The organism is Nocardia sp. NPDC005746, assembly GCF_040630785.1.
Lineage (GTDB): Bacteria > Actinomycetota > Actinomycetes > Mycobacteriales > Mycobacteriaceae > Nocardia.
Genome location: NZ_JBEXYE010000016.1, coordinates 14,568 through 33,242 on the forward strand (window position 1 = coordinate 14,568; position 18,675 = coordinate 33,242).

At 71.4% G+C, this 18,675-nt stretch carries 5 protein-coding genes; 4 read left to right on the forward strand and 1 reads right to left on the reverse strand.

Annotation, left to right across the window (positions count from 1 at the left end):
* Positions 1–9 precede the first annotated feature (9 nt).
* Positions 10–1,053, reverse strand: a complete 1,044-nt coding sequence (locus ABZ412_RS26450) for a nitronate monooxygenase (protein ID WP_357285025.1) — start codon at positions 1,051–1,053, stop codon at positions 10–12.
* A gap of 198 nt (positions 1,054–1,251) precedes the next feature.
* Here ABZ412_RS26450 and ABZ412_RS26455 point away from each other — a divergent pair, with 198 nt between their 5' ends.
* The 4 genes from ABZ412_RS26455 (at position 1,252) to ABZ412_RS26470 (ending at position 18,502) form a co-directional block, all read left to right on the forward strand.
* Positions 1,252–2,091, forward strand: a complete 840-nt coding sequence (locus tag ABZ412_RS26455) for a M23 family metallopeptidase (RefSeq protein WP_357285028.1) — start codon at positions 1,252–1,254, stop codon at positions 2,089–2,091.
* 62 nt (positions 2,092–2,153) lie between these two features.
* The gene (locus tag ABZ412_RS26460) at positions 2,154–3,134 is read left to right on the forward strand and encodes a helix-turn-helix transcriptional regulator (RefSeq protein WP_357285031.1); all 981 of its coding nucleotides are present in this window, start codon (positions 2,154–2,156) and stop codon (positions 3,132–3,134) included.
* A gap of 210 nt (positions 3,135–3,344) precedes the next feature.
* Positions 3,345–10,814 (forward strand): amino acid adenylation domain-containing protein, encoded by a 7,470-nt coding sequence (locus tag ABZ412_RS26465; RefSeq protein WP_357285034.1) that lies wholly within the window; start codon positions 3,345–3,347, stop codon positions 10,812–10,814.
* Positions 10,815–11,122: 308 nt separating this feature from the next.
* The gene (locus ABZ412_RS26470) at positions 11,123–18,502 is read left to right on the forward strand and encodes an amino acid adenylation domain-containing protein (RefSeq protein WP_357285037.1); all 7,380 of its coding nucleotides are present in this window, start codon (positions 11,123–11,125) and stop codon (positions 18,500–18,502) included.
* The last annotated feature ends 173 nt before the right edge of the window (positions 18,503–18,675 follow it).

Below are 18,675 nucleotides of genomic sequence, written 5' to 3' on the forward strand. Positions count from 1 at the left end.
AATCCGTTGTCAATAAGTCTGGATTCGTGACGAAAGTGCCCGCTCCAGAGCCTTTTTCGCGTCCGCGGTCAGGGTTCGGACCAGCTCGCCCGCCGGTAGCTCCGGCGTCAGCGCATGCGCCTGACCTGCCCAGAGATTCACCGCGTCGGCATTGCCCTCGGCCCGTGCCGCCGCCCGCAAAGGCCCGGTGGCGTAATGGATCTCGGGATAGGCGACCGGAGCGTCCTGATGCTCCACCAGGAATCGATTCCGCAGTCCGCGCGCCCGTCGTCCGGTGAAGGCGCGGGTCAGCATGGTCGGGGTGTCGGCGACGATCGCCGCGCGCACCACCGGCGCGGTTCCCGCCTCGGGGCAGCGCAGGAACGCGGTGCCCAGCTGCGCGGCGGCCGCTCCGGCCGACAGCGCGGCGGCCACGCCCGCGCCGGTCGCGATCCCGCCCGCCGCCACGATCGGGGCGTCCACGGCATCACGCAGCAATTGCAGCAGGGTCAGCAGGCCCAGGGGGTCGGTGAGATCGTCGGCCGGATCATCGACGAACACGCCGCGGTGCCCGCCCGCTTCCGCGCCCTGCGCGATCAGCACGTCCGCGCCCGCGGCCACGGCCTGGCGCGCTTCGGCGACGGTCGTGACCGTCACCCACACCTCGGTCCCGGCCGCGTGCAGCCGCGCGATCTCCGCGGCGGACGGGCAGCCGAACGTGGTCGACACCACCGGGACCGGGTCGGCGGTGAGCAGGTCGAGTTTGGCGTCCCAGTCGTCGCTGTCGTAGCGGGGCTCGCCGACGGGGAACTCGGCGGCCAGGCCGCCGACATATGTCTCGAACCGATCGGCCGGGCTCGGTTCGGAGGGATAGAAGAGATTCACCCCGAACGCGCCGGCGGTGAGCGCTCGCGTCGCGGCGATCCGCGCGGCGAGTTCACTCACCGGCAGATATCCGGCGGCGACGAAGCCCAGCCCGCCCGCGTCGGTCACGGCGGCGGCCAGCTCCGGGGTGGACGGCCCCCCGGCCATGGGTGCCAGGACGATCGGCGTACGCAACTCGTCGAGAACCATCTCACCATTGTGCCTTTTCGGTTACGGTTTGTGATCAAGGGTTCGAGTGCTCGAGCTGGCGTTATCGCACAGAAGGTTGCGAAATGGTCACAAGCGAGTACTGTTTCCATCACAGCGATGCCGAATCGTTACCGGACCCTCCGAACGCTAGGACTTGCAGTGCCGCATCACCGAACGACCGCGAACTCCGTATCAGTCATGGATTTGCTTGGTGATTCCGGTGCTGTCCGCACTGGCGTCACCTCGCGCAGGCGGCACCGGGCCGAGCCCGCCGCCACCGACAAGATCAAGACCGCCGCCAGTTTCGCGGTCGCGGCCGGTGCGCTCATCGGCACCGGATCGCAGCTGGTCCCCGCTCTCGCGCACGCCGCCCCGCTGCTTCCCACGCACGACGAGAAGGCCGCCACGGTCGCCGAGGACGTCGCCCCCGTCGCGGCGACCACCGACCTGAAGCAGGCCAAGGACGTGGCGGCCCCCATCGCCGAGCCCGCCCCCGAGGCCCCGGTCGCGGCCCCCGCGCCGAACCCGGCCCCCTTCGGCCTGCAGAACCTGCCGCCGGAGATCTCCGCCCCGCTGGCGCAGGCCGAACAGACTCTGAAGTCCCTCCAGCAGCAGCTCAACCCGGGCCCGGGCGTGGTGAAGCCGGTCAATGGCCAGCTCTCCTCCGGCTTCGGCATGCGCTGGGGCGCAATGCATTACGGCATCGACTTCGCCGACCCGATCGGTACCCCCATCCACTCGGTGATGGGCGGCACGGTCATCGATGCCGGCCCGGCCTCGGGCTTCGGCCTCTGGGTGCGCGTCAAGCAGGACGACGGCACCACCGCGGTCTACGGACACGTCAACGACATGTACGTGAACGTGGGTCAGCGCGTGAACACCGGCGATGTCATCGCCTCCGTGGGCAACCGCGGCAACTCCACCGGTCCCCATCTGCACCTCGAGATCTGGGACGCCGCCGACAACAAGATGGATCCGCTGCCATGGCTAGCCAGCAAGGGCGTTCTCATGCAGCAGCAGTGGGGACCGGACCAGTAGATCGTTCACCGGCCCCCGCGATGACCGGGCGATTTCCGGACCGGCGTCTGCCGGTGGGTGCGGTGACGACACTGGACGAACTCTTCGACCCTGCCTCCGTGCACGGCCGTTCCTACGCGGTGCTGGTTCAGCACCCGCGTTCGACCGCGCTCGAGGTGGCCGAGCGGCTGACCGTGCCGCCCCGCGTGGCCGAGTCCGCGCTGGAGGCGCTGTGCCAGCTCGAGGCCGTGGTCCGGCTCACCGACGGCAACGGCGTGGTGCGCTTCGACGCGCACGCCCCGGAAGCCTTGTCGGAGGCCGAGACTCGCCGCCGTAATCAGGACATGCTGCGAATGCAGTCGGCCGCCGCGCGCCTGGGGGAGACCTTCCGCTCGGTGCGTCGCACCACCGACGCCGACGGTGCGGTGGTGGCCGTCTACGAGCGCCGCCAGCTGCTGGCCGACTTCGAGGACCTGCAGCACACCGCGCACGCCACCGTGAAGGTGGTGGAACGCGGCCCGTTCCTCTCCGATGTGGAGACCGAGGAGCGGATGTTCGAGCTCAAGACCTCGCGCATCGCGGCCGGCATCGACTACCGGACCCTGTACCAGGAGACCATCTACCAGGATCCGGAGCGGCTGCGCCACGTGCTGGCCACCAACGCCGTTGGCGCGCAGGCGCGCACGCTCGCCGACCCGCCGATGAAGCTGATCGTCGCCGACGATCGGCGCGCCGTGCTGGTGCTGCACACCGACGAGCGCCGCGGCGACCCCATGGGCGTCCGCGTCGGCCCGTCGCCCACCTTGGACCTGCTGGTCAAGACCTTCGACGCGCTGTGGCTGACCGCCACGCCGATCTCGGTGAACCCGTCCGAGGCGCTCGACGATCGGGACAAGGCCATTCTCACCCTGATGAGCATGGGCGCGACCGACGACACCATCGCGCGCCGGCTGGGCCTGTCGCGTCGAACGGTGGTGCGCCGCACCGCGAGTCTGCTCGAGCGGCTGGGCGCCAGCACCCGTTTCCAGGCCGGAGTGCAGGCGACACGCCGCGGCTGGCTCTAGGGGTCTGTGGCGCAAGTCACCTCATAGCAACACTTCTCGCTGGTCAGCGATATTCATCATGCATGGCAGCTCGGGGCAGTTCGCGAGCATCGATATGATTGTTTCCGTCCGCTGACCTTTTGACGTCCCGGGAACAGACGTCAGTTTTCGTGGGTCCGCCGAGTGTCTTCGGCTGCGGAAAAGACCAACCCGAGAGGTGAATGCACGCGTATGGATACTGCCCGCCGTACAGCTCGCGGTACTCGTCGGCGTCGGTCCGGCAGCCCACTCTTCGGGCAGTTGCTCACCGCGGCGGTCGAATCCGCCGGCGACGCCATCGCCATCCGCTTCAACCCGACCGGGGATCCGGCCGCTCAGCGCGAGATCAGTTACCGCGAGCTGGACGCGCGCTCCTCGCAGCTGGCCCGGGAACTGATCGCCCGCGGGGTCGGCCCGGGCGACATGGTCGCCATCGGCATCACCCGCTCGATCGAATCCGTGCTGGCGGTCTGGGCCATCGCCAAGACCGGCGCGGCCTATGTGCCGGTCGACCCCGCGTATCCGGCCGACCGCATCGAACACCTGCTCACCGACTCCGGCGCGGTGCTGGGCCTGACCACCCGGGAGTACCGCGCGGGCCTGGGCGACGCCGCCACCTGGATCGAACTCGACGATCCGGCGCAGACGCAGCGCATCGCCGCGCACCCGGACCACCCGATCTCCTACGCCGACCGGGTGGGCACGCTCACCGAGCAGCACCCCGCGTACGTCATCTACACCTCCGGTTCCACCGGCAAGCCCAAGGGCGTGGTGGTCACCCACACCGGCCTGGCCGGACTGGTGGCCGCCGAGCGTGAGCACTACGCGGTCTCCGCGGATTCGCGGGTGCTGCACGTCTGTTCTCCCAGCTTCGACGTCTCGGTGCTGGAACTGCTGCTGACCTTCACCGCGGGTGCGACCCTCGTCATCGCGCCCGCCGGTGTCTTCGGCGGTGTGGAACTGGCCGACCTGCTGGACCGCGAGAGCGTCACCCACGTGTTCATCACGCCCGGCGCGCTGGAATCGGTGGATCCGGCCGGGCTCAGCGAGCTGACCACCGTCGTGGTGGCCGGTGACAAATTCGGCCCGGAACTGGTGTCGCGCTGGGCGACTGATCAGCGCTCCTTCTTCAACGGTTACGGCCCCACCGAGGCGACCATTCTCGCCACCTCCAGCGCCCCGCTGCTGCCGGGCGAGCCCATCACCATCGGCGCCGCCATCGCGGGTGTCGGTGCGTACGTGCTGGATTCGCGGCTGCGGCCGGTGCCGGACGGCGTAGTCGGCGAGCTGTACCTGTCGGGACCCGCACTGGCGCAGGGATATAAGGGCCGTCCCGGCCTGACCGCCGAGCGTTTCGTGGTGAGCCCGTTCGGCGAGGCCGCCGGATCCCCGGGTTCGCGGCTGTACCGCACCGGTGACCTGGTGCGCCGCAATCCGGCCGAATCCGAGCAGCCGGGCGTCATCGAATATCTGGGCCGCTCCGACTTCCAGGTCAAGATCCGCGGTCTGCGTATCGAATTGGGCGAGATCGACAATGCCCTGAGCGCACACCCGGACGTGGATTTCGCCGCGACCCTGGGCCGGGCGCTGCCGTCGGGCGCGACCGCGCTGGTCTCGTACGTGCTGCCCCGCCCGGGCGTGACCGTGGACACCGCGGCGCTGGCCGCGCACGTCGGCGAGTCGCTGCCCGCGTACATGGTGCCCACGGCCATCGTGGTGCTGGCCGAGATTCCGCTGACCCCGGTCGGCAAGCTGGACCGGAATGCGCTGCCGGAGCCGGTGTTCGCGGCCCGCGAGTTCCGCGCCCCGGCGACCCGCGCCGAGGAAGTCATCGCGGAAGTGTTCGCCGCCTTGCTGATTCCCGACAATCCGGACGCCCGGGTCGGTGCGGACGACGACTTCTTCGAACTCGGCGGCAACTCGCTGCTCGCCGCCCAGGCCGCCGCCCGCATCGGCACCGCCCTCGGCGTGCGGGTGCCGGTGCACGTGCTGTTCGACGGCTCCACCGTGGCCGAACTCGCGCGCCGCCTCGAGGGTGAGAAGGCCCCGGCCGCCACCGGGCCCGCGCTCGGCTCGCTGCCCCGCCCGAACCGGGTGCCGCTGTCCTTCGCACAGCAGCGCATGTGGTTCCTCAACCGCTTCGACCCGAACAGCGCGGTCGACAACATGCCCCTCGCGGTGCGGCTCACCGGCGCCCTCGACGTGGACGCCATGCGCGCCGCCGCCGCGGACCTGGTCGCCCGCCACGAGGTGCTGCGCACCATCTACCCCGAGGTCGACGGCGAGGGCTTCCAGCAGGTGCTGCCCGCCACCGACCCGCGGGCCCTGCCCGAACTGCCGGTCACCGAGATCGACGCCGCGGAGATCGCCGACCGGGTCGCCGAGGTGGTCGGCGCGGGCTTCGACGTCACCGCCGCGCCGCCGCTGCGCCTGCGCCTGCTGCGCCTCGCGCCCGACGAGCACGTGCTGGTCGCCGCGATCTATCACATCGCCGCCGACGGCGTCTCGATCGGCGTGCTGGCCCGGGACCTGGTCACCGCGTACGCGCAGCGCATGAACGGGGCCGCTCCGCAGTGGGCCCCGCTCCCGGTGCAGTACGCCGATTACGCGGTGTGGCAGCGGGAATCGCTGGGCAGCGAGGACGACCCGGACTCGCTGCTGGCCCGCCAGATCGCCTACTGGCGCGAGAACCTCGCCGACCTGCCCGACGAACTGGTGCTGCCCTGGGATCGGCCGCGGCCCGCGGTCGCCTCCTACCGCGGCGGCAACCACAACTTCCGGCTCGACGACGAGATCTACGCCGCCGCACGCCGATTCGCCGAAACCCACAACACCACGCTGTTCATGGTGGTGCACACCGCGCTCGCGGTGCTGCTGGCCCGGCTCTCCGGCACCCGCGACATCGCCATCGGCACCCCGGTGGCCGGGCGCGGCGAGGCCGAACTCGACGACCTGATCGGCATGTTCGTCAACACGCTGGTGCTGCGCAGCGACATCGACCCCGCCGCCTCCTTCACCGACCTGGTGGCGGCGGTGCGCGAGAACGACGTGCGCGCCTTCGGCCACGCCGACGTGCCGTTCGAGCGCCTGGTGGAACTGCTGGACCCGGCCCGCTCGCAGGCCCGCAACCCGCTGTTCCAGGTCATGCTGACCTTCCAGAACATGGCCCCCACCCGGCTGGAACTGCCCGGCCTCACGGTGGCGGGCGCGGACCTGGAGATCCCGTTCGCCAAGTTCGACCTGCAGCTCACCCTGCAGGAATCGCACGACGAGCGGGGCGACGCCACCGGCATGGCCGCCGAGTTCTCCTATGCCATGGACCTTTTCGACGCCGCCACGGTCGCCGAACTGGCCGACCGCTTCCAGCGGGTGCTGGCCGCGCTGACCGCCGACCCGGCCGCCCCGGTCGGCGATCTGGCGCTGTTCTCCGCCGGGGAACGGCAGCGGGTGCTGACCGACTGGAACGCCACCGGCTTCGACGTGGCGGCCACACTGCCCGAAGGCGCTGCGGCGACCCTGATTTCGCGGTTCGAAGCCCAGGTTGCGGCGACCCCGGACGCCGTCGCACTGGTCTTCGCGGACGAGACGCTGACCTACCGTGAGTTCGCGGAGCGCTCCAACCGCCTGGCGCGACTGCTGATCGCCGAAGGTGTCGGGCCGGAATCGCTGGTGGCCCTGGCCCTGCGGCGGTCGACCGAACTGGTCGTGGCCATGTACGCGGTGCTGCAGGCCGGTGCGGCCTACGTGCCGCTGGACCCGGACCAGCCCGCCGACCGCATCGGCCACATCCTCGACACCGCGCGGCCGCGTCTGCTGCTCATCGCCGAGGCGGACGAATTCGAGGCCGGGGCAAGGGATGTTGCTACCCTGTCGGTCCAACGGGCCGAGGCGTCGGCGCGGGCCCTCAGCGGCGCGCCGATCACCCAGGCCGAGCGCGTACGACCGCTGCGCCCCGAGCACACCGCCTACGTCATCTTCACGTCCGGCTCGACCGGCCGCCCCAAGGGCGTCGCCGTCGAGCACCGCGCCATCGTCAACCGCCTGGTGTGGATGCAGCACGAATACGCGCTGACCGCCGAAGACGCTGTGTTGCAGAAGACCCCGGCCACGTTCGACGTGTCGGTGTGGGAGTTCTTCTGGCCCTTGCAGACCGGTGCGCGCCTGGTAATCGCCAAGCCCGACGGCCACCGCGACCCGGTCTACCTGGCGCAGATCATCGCCGAACAGCGCATCACCACCGCGCATTTCGTGCCGTCCATGCTGTCGATGTTCGTCTCCGCCCTGGGCGAGACCGGCGCACTGGTTCGCGGCGCAAGCGCGGGGTGGCGGAGCGCTCGTTCTGGACCGAGTGGAGCGGGGGAGGAGCGAAGCGGAGGGAAGAACGAGACCTTCAGCGCCGCGAACCCGCCCGGTAGCGAAGTGGAGGGACAGATTGGACACAGCCTGCGTCAGGTGTTCGCCTCCGGTGAAGCGCTGCCCGCGCCGACCGCGCGGCAGTTGCGCGAGCTGACCGGCGCGCGTCTGCACAACCTGTACGGCCCGACCGAAGCGGCCGTCGACGTCACCTATCACGAGGCGGTCGACGCCGACACGGTGTCGATGCCGATCGGGCGGCCGGTCTTCAACACCCGTGTCTACGTGCTGGATTCCCGTCTCAACCCGGTCCCGGCCGGGGTCGCGGGCGAACTGTATCTGGCAGGTGTGCAGCTGGCGCGCGGCTATGTCGAGCGCCCGGACCTGACCGCGGACCGCTTCGTCGCCGACCCGTTCGGTACGGGCGAACGCCTTTACCGCACCGGCGATCTCGTGAAATGGACCGCCGAGGGCGAGCTGGAGTACCTGGGCCGCACCGACTTCCAGGTGAAGCTGCGCGGTCTGCGCATCGAACTGGGCGAGATCGAGGCCGCGCTGCTGGCGCAGCCGGGCGTCGCGCAGTCGGTGGTCGTGGTGCGCGCCGACGCGCACACCGGCGACCAGCTGGTCGGCTACGCCGTCGCCGCCGACACCACCCCCGAGGAGCTGAAAGCCGGTCTGGCCCGGTCACTTCCGGCGTACATGGTGCCCAACGCCGTCGTGGTGCTCGAGGAGTTCCCGCTCAACGCCTCCGGCAAGCTGGACCGCAAGGCGCTTCCGGCCCCGGTGTTCGAGGCCAAAAGCTTCCGGGCCCCGTCGACCCCGATCGAGGAGATCGTGGCCGGGGTGTTCGGCGAGCTGCTCGGCACCGACCGGGTCGGCGCCGACGACGACTTCTTCGAACTGGGCGGCAACTCACTCATCGCCACCCGGGCGGTGGCGCGGATCAACGCCGCTCTCGACACCACGGTGGCTGTGCGCGAGATCTTCGAGACCGCAACGGTTTCCGGGCTCGCCGCGCGCATCGTGCCCGGCGCGGGCGCTGGGGCGCGGCCGGCACTGGTGGCGGGGGAGCGGCCCGCCCGCGTCCCGCTGTCGCTGGCGCAGCAGCGCATGTGGGTGCTCAACCAGCTCGACCCGGATTCCCCGGTCTACAACATCCCGATGGTCATCCGGCTCACCGGCGCACTCGATGTGCCCGCCCTGCGCCACGCCGTCGAGGACGTGCTCACCCGCCACGAGGTGCTGCGCACCCGCTACCCGGAGACGACGCCGGGCGGGCCCGCCTTCCAGGAGATCCTCTCGGTCGCCGACGTGCTGCCGCACGGTCTGGAGGTGGAGCGGTCCACCGATATCGGCGGCCGGATCGGCGCGCTGGTCGGCACCGGATTCGATGTGGCGCAGCGGGTTCCGGTGCGGATCCGGCTGATCACCGGCGACGACCCGGACGACTACCTGCTGGTCCTGGTGGCCCACCACATCGCCGCCGACGGCGCCTCCATGGCGCCGCTGGCCCGCGACCTGATGACCGCGTACCTGGCGCACGCCGCGGGCGAGGCCCCGGCCTGGCAGCCGCTCGCGGTGCAGTACGCGGACTACGCGGTGTGGCAGCGGGCCGCGCTCGGCCTCGAGGACGACGCCGATTCGGCGGCCGCCGCGCAGATCGCGTTCTGGCGCGATCAGCTGGCCGGACTGCCCGATCGCCCGATGCTGCCGCTGGACCGGCCGCGCCCGGCGGTGGCGTCCATGCGTGGCGCGCTGCTCGACTTCACGCTGTCGCCGCAGGTGCACACGGGCCTGAATCGCCTGGCGCGCCAGCACAACGCGTCGCTGTTCATGGTGGTGCACGCGGCGGTGGCGGCCTGGCTGTCGCGGCTGTCGGGCAGCACCGACGTCGTGCTCGGCACCGCCGTCGCGGGCCGCGGCGAACGCGCGCTCGACGATCTGGTCGGCATGTTCGTCAACACGCTGACGCTGCGGACCCACGTGGATCCGGCCGCCTCGTTCGACGAGCTGGTCGAGCGGGCCCGCGAGACCGACCTGTCGGCGTTCGCGCACGCGGACATCCCGTTCGAACGGGTCTCCGAGCTCACCGCCCGCACCACCGCGAATCCGCTGCTCCAGGTGGTGCTTTCGCTGCAGAACACCGAGACCCCGGTGCTCGAACTGCCGGGCCTGACCGTGGCCGCCGTCGACACCGACCTGGCCACCGCCAAATTCGATCTGCAGATCAGCGTCGAACCGCGCCCCGGCGTGGACGGCGCCACCGGTGAACTGGCCGTCATCCTCAACTACGACACCGAGCTGTTCGAGGAATTCTCGATGGCGTCGTTCGGCCGGGCGCTGGAACGGATGCTCACCGCCGTCGCCGCCGACCCGCAGCTGCCGGTCGGCGACATCGAACTGCTCGACGCCGCGGAATCGGTTGCGGTGCAGGCGATGTCGCAGTCCGCGCCGGAACCGGCCGGGCTCGCCGTGCGCGGTGCGGCGCTGTCCCAGCTGCTCACCACCGCCGCCGAGGACGACCCGGACGGCCCCGCGCTGGTGTGGGGCGAGGAGGCGCTCACCTACTCCGAACTCGACGCCCGCTCCTCGCGGCTGGCCCGGGTGCTCATCGCCCGCGGCAGCGGACCCGGCACCGGAGTGGTGCTGCGCCTGGACCGCGGCGTGGACCAGGTGGTCGCCATCTGGGCGGTGCTCAAGGCAGGCACCATGATGGTGCCGTTCGCCGCCGCCGAGACGCCCGGCCAGGACGTGAAGGTCGGCATCACCGCCGGCCGCGCGCCCGAGGGCGTGCGCGGCATCGACTGGGTGGTGCTCGACGATCCGGAGACCGCGGCCGAGGTCGCGGCCGAATCGGCGCGACCGGTCACCTACGCCAACCGGATTCGCGCGCTGCGCGGTGACGACCGGGCCCGCACGTCGGCGGACGGGACGCTCACCTACGACGGTCTGGCGGCCGCCGTGGACCGCGCCCGCGGTCTGGACCTCACCTTCGAATCGCGCACCTTCCATCACGGCGCCGCGGATTCCGCGCTGGCCATGATCGAAGCGGTCGCGGCCGGAGCGGTCGGGGCGTCGGTGGTGCTGGTGCCCGCCGAGCCCGGTACGGAACCGTCGGACGCACTCGCCGACGAGTGGGTCACCCACGTCTTCGCCGAGGCCGATCGCCTCGGCGAGCTGGATCCGGCTCCGCTCGAGGATCTTCGGGCCGTCGTACTCGACGCCCCCACCGCGGCCGCCGAGCCGTGGGCACAGACCGCCACCGTGGCGGTACTGCCCGACCATGGGACGGTGCCGCCGGAGTAGCGGAGACGCCGCTGCCGCGTTTGCGTCGCGGTAGCCCTCGTGCAGAGCGGTCCCCCGGGACCGCGTCGGCGCCGGCGGAATTCACCTCCCGCCGCCCCCGTTGGTAGCCATCGCGAATGGCTATGGCGCAGATCACATCATGCAACGCCGTGTCGCTGCCATCGATAGTCCTTCCAGTTCGAGCGGTCGGACCTGCCGCGCGCGGCTATGCTGTGCCGGTTCGTCCGGCTGCGCAGGCTCTGTCGGCTCGGACTGGTCGAAGATCTTCGACGCGTGTGGATTGCTGTATCTGTGAGGTGAACAACTGTATGGAAACTGCCCGCAGATCAGCCCGTGGTAGTCGGCGACGCCGTTCCGGCAGCCCGTTCTTCGGCCAATTGCTCACCGCCGCGGTCGAATCCTCCGCCACCGCTGTCGCCGTCAGTTTCAACCCCACCGGAGATCCCGCAGACCTGGTCGAGCTCACCTACCGCGAACTCGACGAGCGGTCCTCGCAGGTCGCTCGCGAACTGATCGCGCTGGGTGTGGGTCCCGGCGACGTGGTGGCCATGGCCATCGCACGCTCGGTGGAATCGGTGCTCGCGGTGTGGGCCATCGTGAAGACCGGCGCGGCCTACCTGCCGGTGGACCCGACCTATCCGGCCGACCGGATCGAGCACATGCTCACCGACTCCGGCGCGAAATTCGGTGTCACCGTGGCCGCCCACCGCCGCGGTCTCGGAACCGCCGCCTACTGGGTCGAACTCGACGATCCGGCCCGCGCCGAACGCGTCGCCGCCCGGCCCTCGCACCCCATCTCCTACGCCGACCGCACCCGCCCGCTGACCGAACAGCACCTGGCCTACGTCATCTACACCTCCGGATCCACCGGCAAGCCCAAAGGCGTGGCCATCGACCACGCGGGCCTGGCCGTGCTGGCCGGCCGCCGGGAGCACCGTGGCATCACCGAGGATTCGCGGCTCACCCAGCTCATCACCCCCAGCTTCGACTTCTCCATCGTCGAACTGCTGTGGGCGTTCAGCGCGGGCGCGACCCTGGTGGTGGTGCCGCCGCACGTGTTCGGCGGCCCGGAACTGACCGAACTGCTACGCCGCGAACGCATCACCCACCTCTGCATCACCCCGGCCGTGCTGGAATCGCTGGACCCGGCGGTGCCGCAGGACCTGCAGGCCGTCATGTGCGGTGGCGAGCGGGTGCCGTCCGCGCTGGTGGACCGCTGGGTCACCCCCGATCGCGAGTTCTTCATCGAGTACGGCCCGAGCGAGGTCACCGCCATCGCCACCGCCACCGACGCGCTGCAGCCCGGCGGCGGCACCCACATCGGGTCGCTGCTCCCCGGCATCGGCGCGTACGTGCTGGACACGGGCCTGCGGCCGGTGCCGCCCGGCGTGATCGGCGAGCTGTATCTGGCGGGTCAGGCGCTCGCCATGGGCTACCTGAACCGGCCCGGGCTGACCTCGGAACGCTTCGTCGCGAGCCCCTACGGCGAACCCGGGCAACGGCTCTACCGCACCGGCGACCTGGTCCGCCGCCGCGAGGACGGGACCTTCGAACACCACGGCCGCACCGACTTCCAGGTCAAGATCCGCGGCCTGCGCATCGAACTCGGGGAGATCGACAGCGCGGTGACCGCGCACCCGGACGTCGACTTCGCCGTCACCCTCGGCGCCACCCTGCCGACCGGCGCCGCCGCCCTCGTCACCTATGTGCTCCCCACCCCCGGCGCGACCGTGGACGTCGCGGCCCTGACGGCCTTCGCGGGAGAATCGCTGCCCGCCTACATGGTTCCCGCGGCCATCGTCGCCCTCGACGAGATTCCGCTGACCCCGGTCGGCAAGGTCGACCGCGCCCGCCTGCCCGCACCGGTCTTCGCCGCCCGCGTCTTCCGGGCCCCGGCCACACCCGCGGAACAGGCCATCGCCGAGATCTTCTCGGGCCTGCTCACCCCGCCCGGCGCGGACCCGGTGCGGGTCGGCGCCGACGACGACTTCTTCGAACTCGGCGGCAATTCGCTGCTGGCCGCGCAGGCCGTGGCCCGCATCGGGAACGCGCTCGACGCGCGGGTGCCGGTCCGGGTGCTCTTCGACGCCTCCACGGTGTCCGCGCTGGCCCGGCTGGTCGAGGACCAACTCACCACCGGGAACGCCGCGCCCGCACTGGTCGCCGGGCCGCGCCCTGACCGGGTGCCGCTGTCCTACGCGCAGCAGCGCATGTGGTTCCTCAACCGGTTCGATCCCGCCAGTGCGGTCGACAATGTCCCGCTCGCGGTCCGGCTGTCCGGCGCGCTCGACCTGGACGCCATGCGCGCCGCCGCGCGGGACCTGGTGGAACGGCACGAAGTGCTGCGCACCGTCTACCCGGAGGTCGACGGCGAGGGCTACCAGCAGGTGCTGGCCCTCACCGATTCCCGTGCGATCCCGGCACTTCCGATCGACGACATCGACCTCGCCGACCTGACCGCGCGGGTCATGGAACTCGGCGGCACCGGCTTCGACGTCACCGCCGAACCGCCCCTGCGACTGCGCGTACTGCGGCTGGGACCGGACGAGCACGTCCTGGTCTGCGTGGTCCATCACATCGCCGCCGACGGGTTCTCCATGGGACCGCTGGTGCGGGACCTGGTGACCGCCTACGTCTCCCGCAGCTCCGGTGACGCGCCGCGGTGGCAGCCGCTGCCGGTCCAGTACGCCGACTACACGCTCTGGCAGCGGGCCGTGCTCGGCAGCGAGGACGACGAGAACTCGGCCATCGCACGGCAGCTCGCGTTCTGGCGCGACACCCTCGCCGAACTGCCCGACGAACTGGTGCTGCCCGCGGACCGCCCGCGCCCGCCGGTCGCGTCCTATCGCGGCGGCACCTTCCGCTTCGAGCTGGCCGACGACGTGTACGCGGGCGTGCGGCGACTGGCCCGCGCCCACAACGGCACCACCTTCATGGTCGTGCACGCGGCGCTCGCGGTGCTGCTGGCCCGGCTGTCCGGCACCCGCGACATCGCCGTGGGCACCCCGGTCGCGGGCCGTGGCGACGCCGAACTCGACGACCTCATCGGCATGTTCGTCAACACCCTGGTGCTGCGCACCGACGTCGACCCGGCGCTCGGCTTCACCGAACTGCTGGGCCGGGTCCGCGAATCCGACCTGCGCGCCTTCGGCAACGCCGACGTGCCCTTCGAACGACTGGTGGATCTGCTCGAACCGGCCCGCTCGCAGGCCCGCAACCCGCTGTTCCAGGTCATGCTGTCGTTCCAGAACCTGGCGCCCGCCGACCTGCGCCTGCCCGGCCTGACCGTCTCCGGCGCGGACCTCGAGGTGCCGTTCGCCAAATTCGACCTGCAACTGACCGTGCAGGAACGAGTCGACGAACACGGTGACGGCACCGGCATGGCGGCCGAATTCTCCTACGCGCTGGACCTGTTCGACGAGGCTGCCGTCGCCTCCTTCGCGCGCCGGTTCGCCCGCGTGCTCGAGCTGGTGGGCGGCGACCCCACCGCTCCGGTCGGCGACCTGGCCCTGCTGTCGGAGGAGGAACAGCGCCGGGTCCTCACCGACTGGAACGCCACCGACTGCGATGTGGTCGCGGCCGTCGGCCTGCCGCGCGGCAGTGCGCCGACCCTGGTCTCGATGTTCGAGGCGCAGGTGGCGAGTACCCCCGATGCCGTGGCGCTCGTGTTCGAGCACGAACGCCTCACCTACCGCGAGCTCGCCCAGCGCGCCCGCCGTCTCGCCCGCGAACTGGTGGACGAGTACGGCGTCGGACCGGAAACCCTGGTCGCCCTGGCCATCCGGCGCTCCACCGAACTGGTGGTGGCCATGTACGCCATCGCCGAGGCGGGCGCGGCCTACGTGCCGCTGGATCCCGAACAGCCGCACGATCGCATCGCCCACATTCTCGACACCGCCCGTCCGCGCCTGGTGCTCACCACCCGCGCCGACGAATTCGACGGCGGGGACGGCATGTCCACCGTGCTGGTCGAGGACGCCGAGGAACGGGCGCGGCACCGCTCGGCCGAACCGATCGGCGAGTTCGACCGGGTGCGGCCCCTGCGGCCCGCACATCCCGCCTACGTCATCTTCACCTCGGGGTCGACCGGTCGCCCCAAGGGCGTCGCGGTGAGCCACGCGGCGATCGTCAACCGCCTGGTCTGGATGCAGGCGCAGTACCGGCTGACCTACGCCGACGTGGTGCTGCAGAAGACCCCGGCCACCTTCGACGTGTCGGTGTGGGAGTTCTTCTGGCCGTTGCAGACCGGCGCGCGCCTGGTTGTCGCCCGGCCGGACGGGCACCGGGACCCCATGTACCTGGCCGAGGTGATCGCCGAACAAGGCGTCACCACGGCGCATTTCGTGCCGTCCATGCTGACGGTGTTCCTATCGTCGCTGGGCGAGAATGACCAGGTGGTTCGCGGCGCAAGCGCGGGGTGGCGGAGCGCTCGTTCTGGACCGAGTGGAGCGGGGGAGCGGAGGGCAATCAGACTCCGTCAGGTGTTCGCCTCCGGCGAGGCGCTGCCCGCGCCCACCGCGCAGCGGCTACGGGAACTCACCGGTGCGCGACTACACAACCTGTACGGTCCGACCGAGGCGGCGGTCGACGTCACCTATCACGAGGTGACCGACGCCGACACGGTGTCGGTGCCGATCGGGCGGCCGGTGTTCAATACCCGCCTCTACGTGCTGGATTCGCGGTTGCGGCCGGTCGCGCCCGGCGTCGCGGGCGAGCTGTACCTGGCCGGAGACCAGCTGGCCATCGGGTATGTCGCCCGCCCGGACCTGACCGCCGACCGCTTCGTCGCCGACCCCTTCGGCCACGGTGAGCGCATGTACCGCACCGGCGACCTGGTGAAGTGGACCGCCGACGGGGAGATCGAATACCTGGGCCGCACCGACTTCCAGGTGAAACTGCGCGGCCTGCGCATCGAACTGGGGGAGATCGAAGCCGCGCTGCTGGCTCAGCCGGGTGTCGCGCAGTCGGTCGTGGTGGTGCGGTCCGATGCCGTCACCGGCGACCAGCTGATCGGCTACGTGGTTCGCGAACCCGGCGTCGACGTCGATCCGACCGAGGTGAAAACGGCTGTCGCGCAGCAGCTTCCGGCCTACATGGTGCCGTCCGCGGTCGCCGTGATGGAAGCCTTCCCGCTCAACGCCTCCGGCAAGCTGGACCGCCGGGCGCTGCCCGCCCCGCTGATCCAGCCCCGCCGATTCCGCGCGCCCTCGACCCCGATCGAGGAGATCGTGGCGGGCGTCTTCGCCGACCTGCTCGGCGTCGACGGAGTCGGCGCGGACGACGACTTCTTCGAACTCGGCGGCAACTCGCTCATCGCCACCCGCGCGGTCTCCCGCGTCAACGAGGCCCTCGAGGGCACCGTCACCGTGCGCGAACTCTTCGAGACCCCAACGGTTTCCGGCCTGGCGGCCCGCATCGTTCCGGGCGCGGCGGCGGGCACCCGGCCCGCGCTGGTGGCGGGGGAACGGCCCGCCCGCATCCCGCTGTCACTGGCCCAGCAGCGCATGTGGGTGCTCAACCAGCTCGACCCGGAGTCGGCGGCCTACAACATCCCCATGGTCATCCGGCTCACCGGCGCACTCGATGTCGAGGCGCTGACCCTGGCGGCGGAGGACGTGCTGACCCGGCACGAGATCCTGCGCACCCGCTACCCGGAATCCGAGCCCGGCGGCGCGCCGTACCAGGAGGTGCTCTCGCTCACCGAGGCGCTACCCGGCGGCCTCGAACTGCAACGCACCGGCGATATCGGCGCGTGCGTGCAACAGCTGGTCGGCACCGGATTCGATGTGGCGCAGCAGGTTCCGGTGCGGCTGCGGCTGCTCGCCGGTGACGCGCCCGACGACTACCTGCTGATCCTGGTCGCCCACCACATCGCGGCCGACGGCGCGTCCTTCGCCCCGCTGGCCCGCGACCTGATGACCGCCTACCTGTCCCGCGCCGAGGGCGAAACCCCCGGCTGGGCCCCGCTGCCGGTGCAGTACGCCGATTTCGCGCTCTGGCAGCGCGCCATGATCGGCGTCGACACCGACGAGAACTCCGTCGCGGCAGCGCAATTGGCGTACTGGCGCGAACAGCTCGCGGACCTGCCGGTGCGGCCGCCGCTGGCGCTGGACCGGCCCCGCCCGGCCGCGCCGTCCATGCGGGGCGCGCTGGTCGACTACGTGGTGCCCGCCGAGATCCACGCCGAACTGAATCGCATCGCGCGCCGCCACAACGCGTCGCTGTTCATGGTCGTGCACGCGGCCCTCGCCGTGCTGCTGGCCCGGCAGTCGGGCGGCTCGGACATCGTGATCGGCACCGCGGTCGCGGGCCGCGGCGAACGGGTGCTCGACGGCTTGGTCGGCATGTTCGTCAACACCCTCACCCTGCGCACCGCCGTGGACCCCGCCGCCTCCTTCGACGACCTGGTCGCCGCGGCTCGCGAAACCGATCTGTCGGCCTTCGCGCACGCGGACCTGCCCTACGAGCGGGTGGCGGAGGCGGTCGCGCCCGGCGCGGGTCCGCTGCTGCAAGTGGTGCTGGCCCTGCAGAACAACGAGGTCGCCGAACTCGAACTGCCGGGGCTGATCGTCTCCGGCGTGGACGCCGACCTGACCGCCGCCAAGTTCGATCTGCAGATCGGCGTCGAGGCGCACCCGCCCGCCGCCGACGGCACCCCCGGCGATCTGGCCGTCGTCTTCTCCTACGCCACCGACCTTTTCGACGAGTCGACCATCGAGGCGCTGGGTGCGCGACTGCTGCGGGTGCTGGCCGCCGTAGCCGCCGACTCGCACATGCCCGTCGGCGATATCGATCTGCTGGACTCGGCCGAACGCTCCCGCGTCCAGGCCGCGCCCGCCCCCGTACCGGTGGTCACCACCACCGCCCACGGCGCCGCGCTGCCGCAGTCGCTGTCGGTCACGGTCGAGGACGACCCGGACGGCCCGGCCCTGGTCCACGGCGACGAATCCGTCACCTACCAGGACCTCGACGCCCGCTCCTCCCGGCTGGCCCGCGTCCTCATCGGGCGCGGCTGCGGGCCGGGCACGGGCGTGGGCCTGCGCCTGGACCGCGGTGTCGACCTGGCCGTGGCCACCTGGGCGGTGCTCAAGGCCGGTGCCGCCGCGGTGCCGCTGGCCTCCCTCGACCGGCTGCCCCCGGCCGGACTGGATATGAAGGTCGGTCTCACCACCGGCACGCCCATGGCGGTCTCCGGCATCGACTGGCTGGCCCTCGACGATCCGGGTGTGGCCGCCGAGATCGCTTCCGAATCCGCGCGGCCGGTCACCTACGCGCACCGCACCCGCGCCCTGCGCGGCGACGACACCGCCTTCGCCGCCCCCGGGCGGGCTTCCCTGGGCTATGACGCGGTGGCGGCCCTGGTGGACCGGATTCGCGGCGAATCGGAGCTGACCTTCGAATCCCGCACCTTCCGGACGGGCGCTGTGGACCACCCCTTCGCGCTGCTGGAGGTGATCGCCGCCGGCGGTGTCGGGGCCTCGATGGTGCTGGCCGAGCCGGGCGCCGACCTGACCGGGACGCTCGCCGACGAATGGGTCACCCACCTGTTCGCCGAACGCGACGGCGTCGGCCGTGTGGACCCCGTCGAGCTGGAGGATCTGCGGGCCCTGGTGGTGGACGCGCTTCCGGTCCCTTCGCAGTGGTCCGGTCACACCGTGATCGCCCTTCCGGGGGCGGGTGGGGTGTGATGACCACGGGTTGACCTCCCGGAGTGGCTCTCCCGCCCGCCGGGCTGAATACTCTGGGGAAGCCCCGCGTGAACCCGCCGTCTCCGAGGGCGGCGAACCACCCTGCCACCGGCAGGGCGGAGTAACGCGGCCTACGTGGATCCGATGAAGTTTGTCGGTGCACGCGGCGGTAG

Excerpts from the sequence above, each read along its gene's own strand:
- ABZ412_RS26450 (WP_357285025.1), bottom strand. The coding sequence starts at position 1,053 with ATGGTTCTCGACGAGTTGCGTACGCCGATCGTCCTGGCACCCATGGCC.
- ABZ412_RS26455 (WP_357285028.1), top strand. The coding sequence starts at position 1,252 with ATGGATTTGCTTGGTGATTCCGGTGCTGTCCGCACTGGCGTCACCTCG.
- ABZ412_RS26465 (WP_357285034.1), top strand. The coding sequence starts at position 3,345 with ATGGATACTGCCCGCCGTACAGCTCGCGGTACTCGTCGGCGTCGGTCC.
- ABZ412_RS26470 (WP_357285037.1), top strand. The coding sequence starts at position 11,123 with ATGGAAACTGCCCGCAGATCAGCCCGTGGTAGTCGGCGACGCCGTTCC.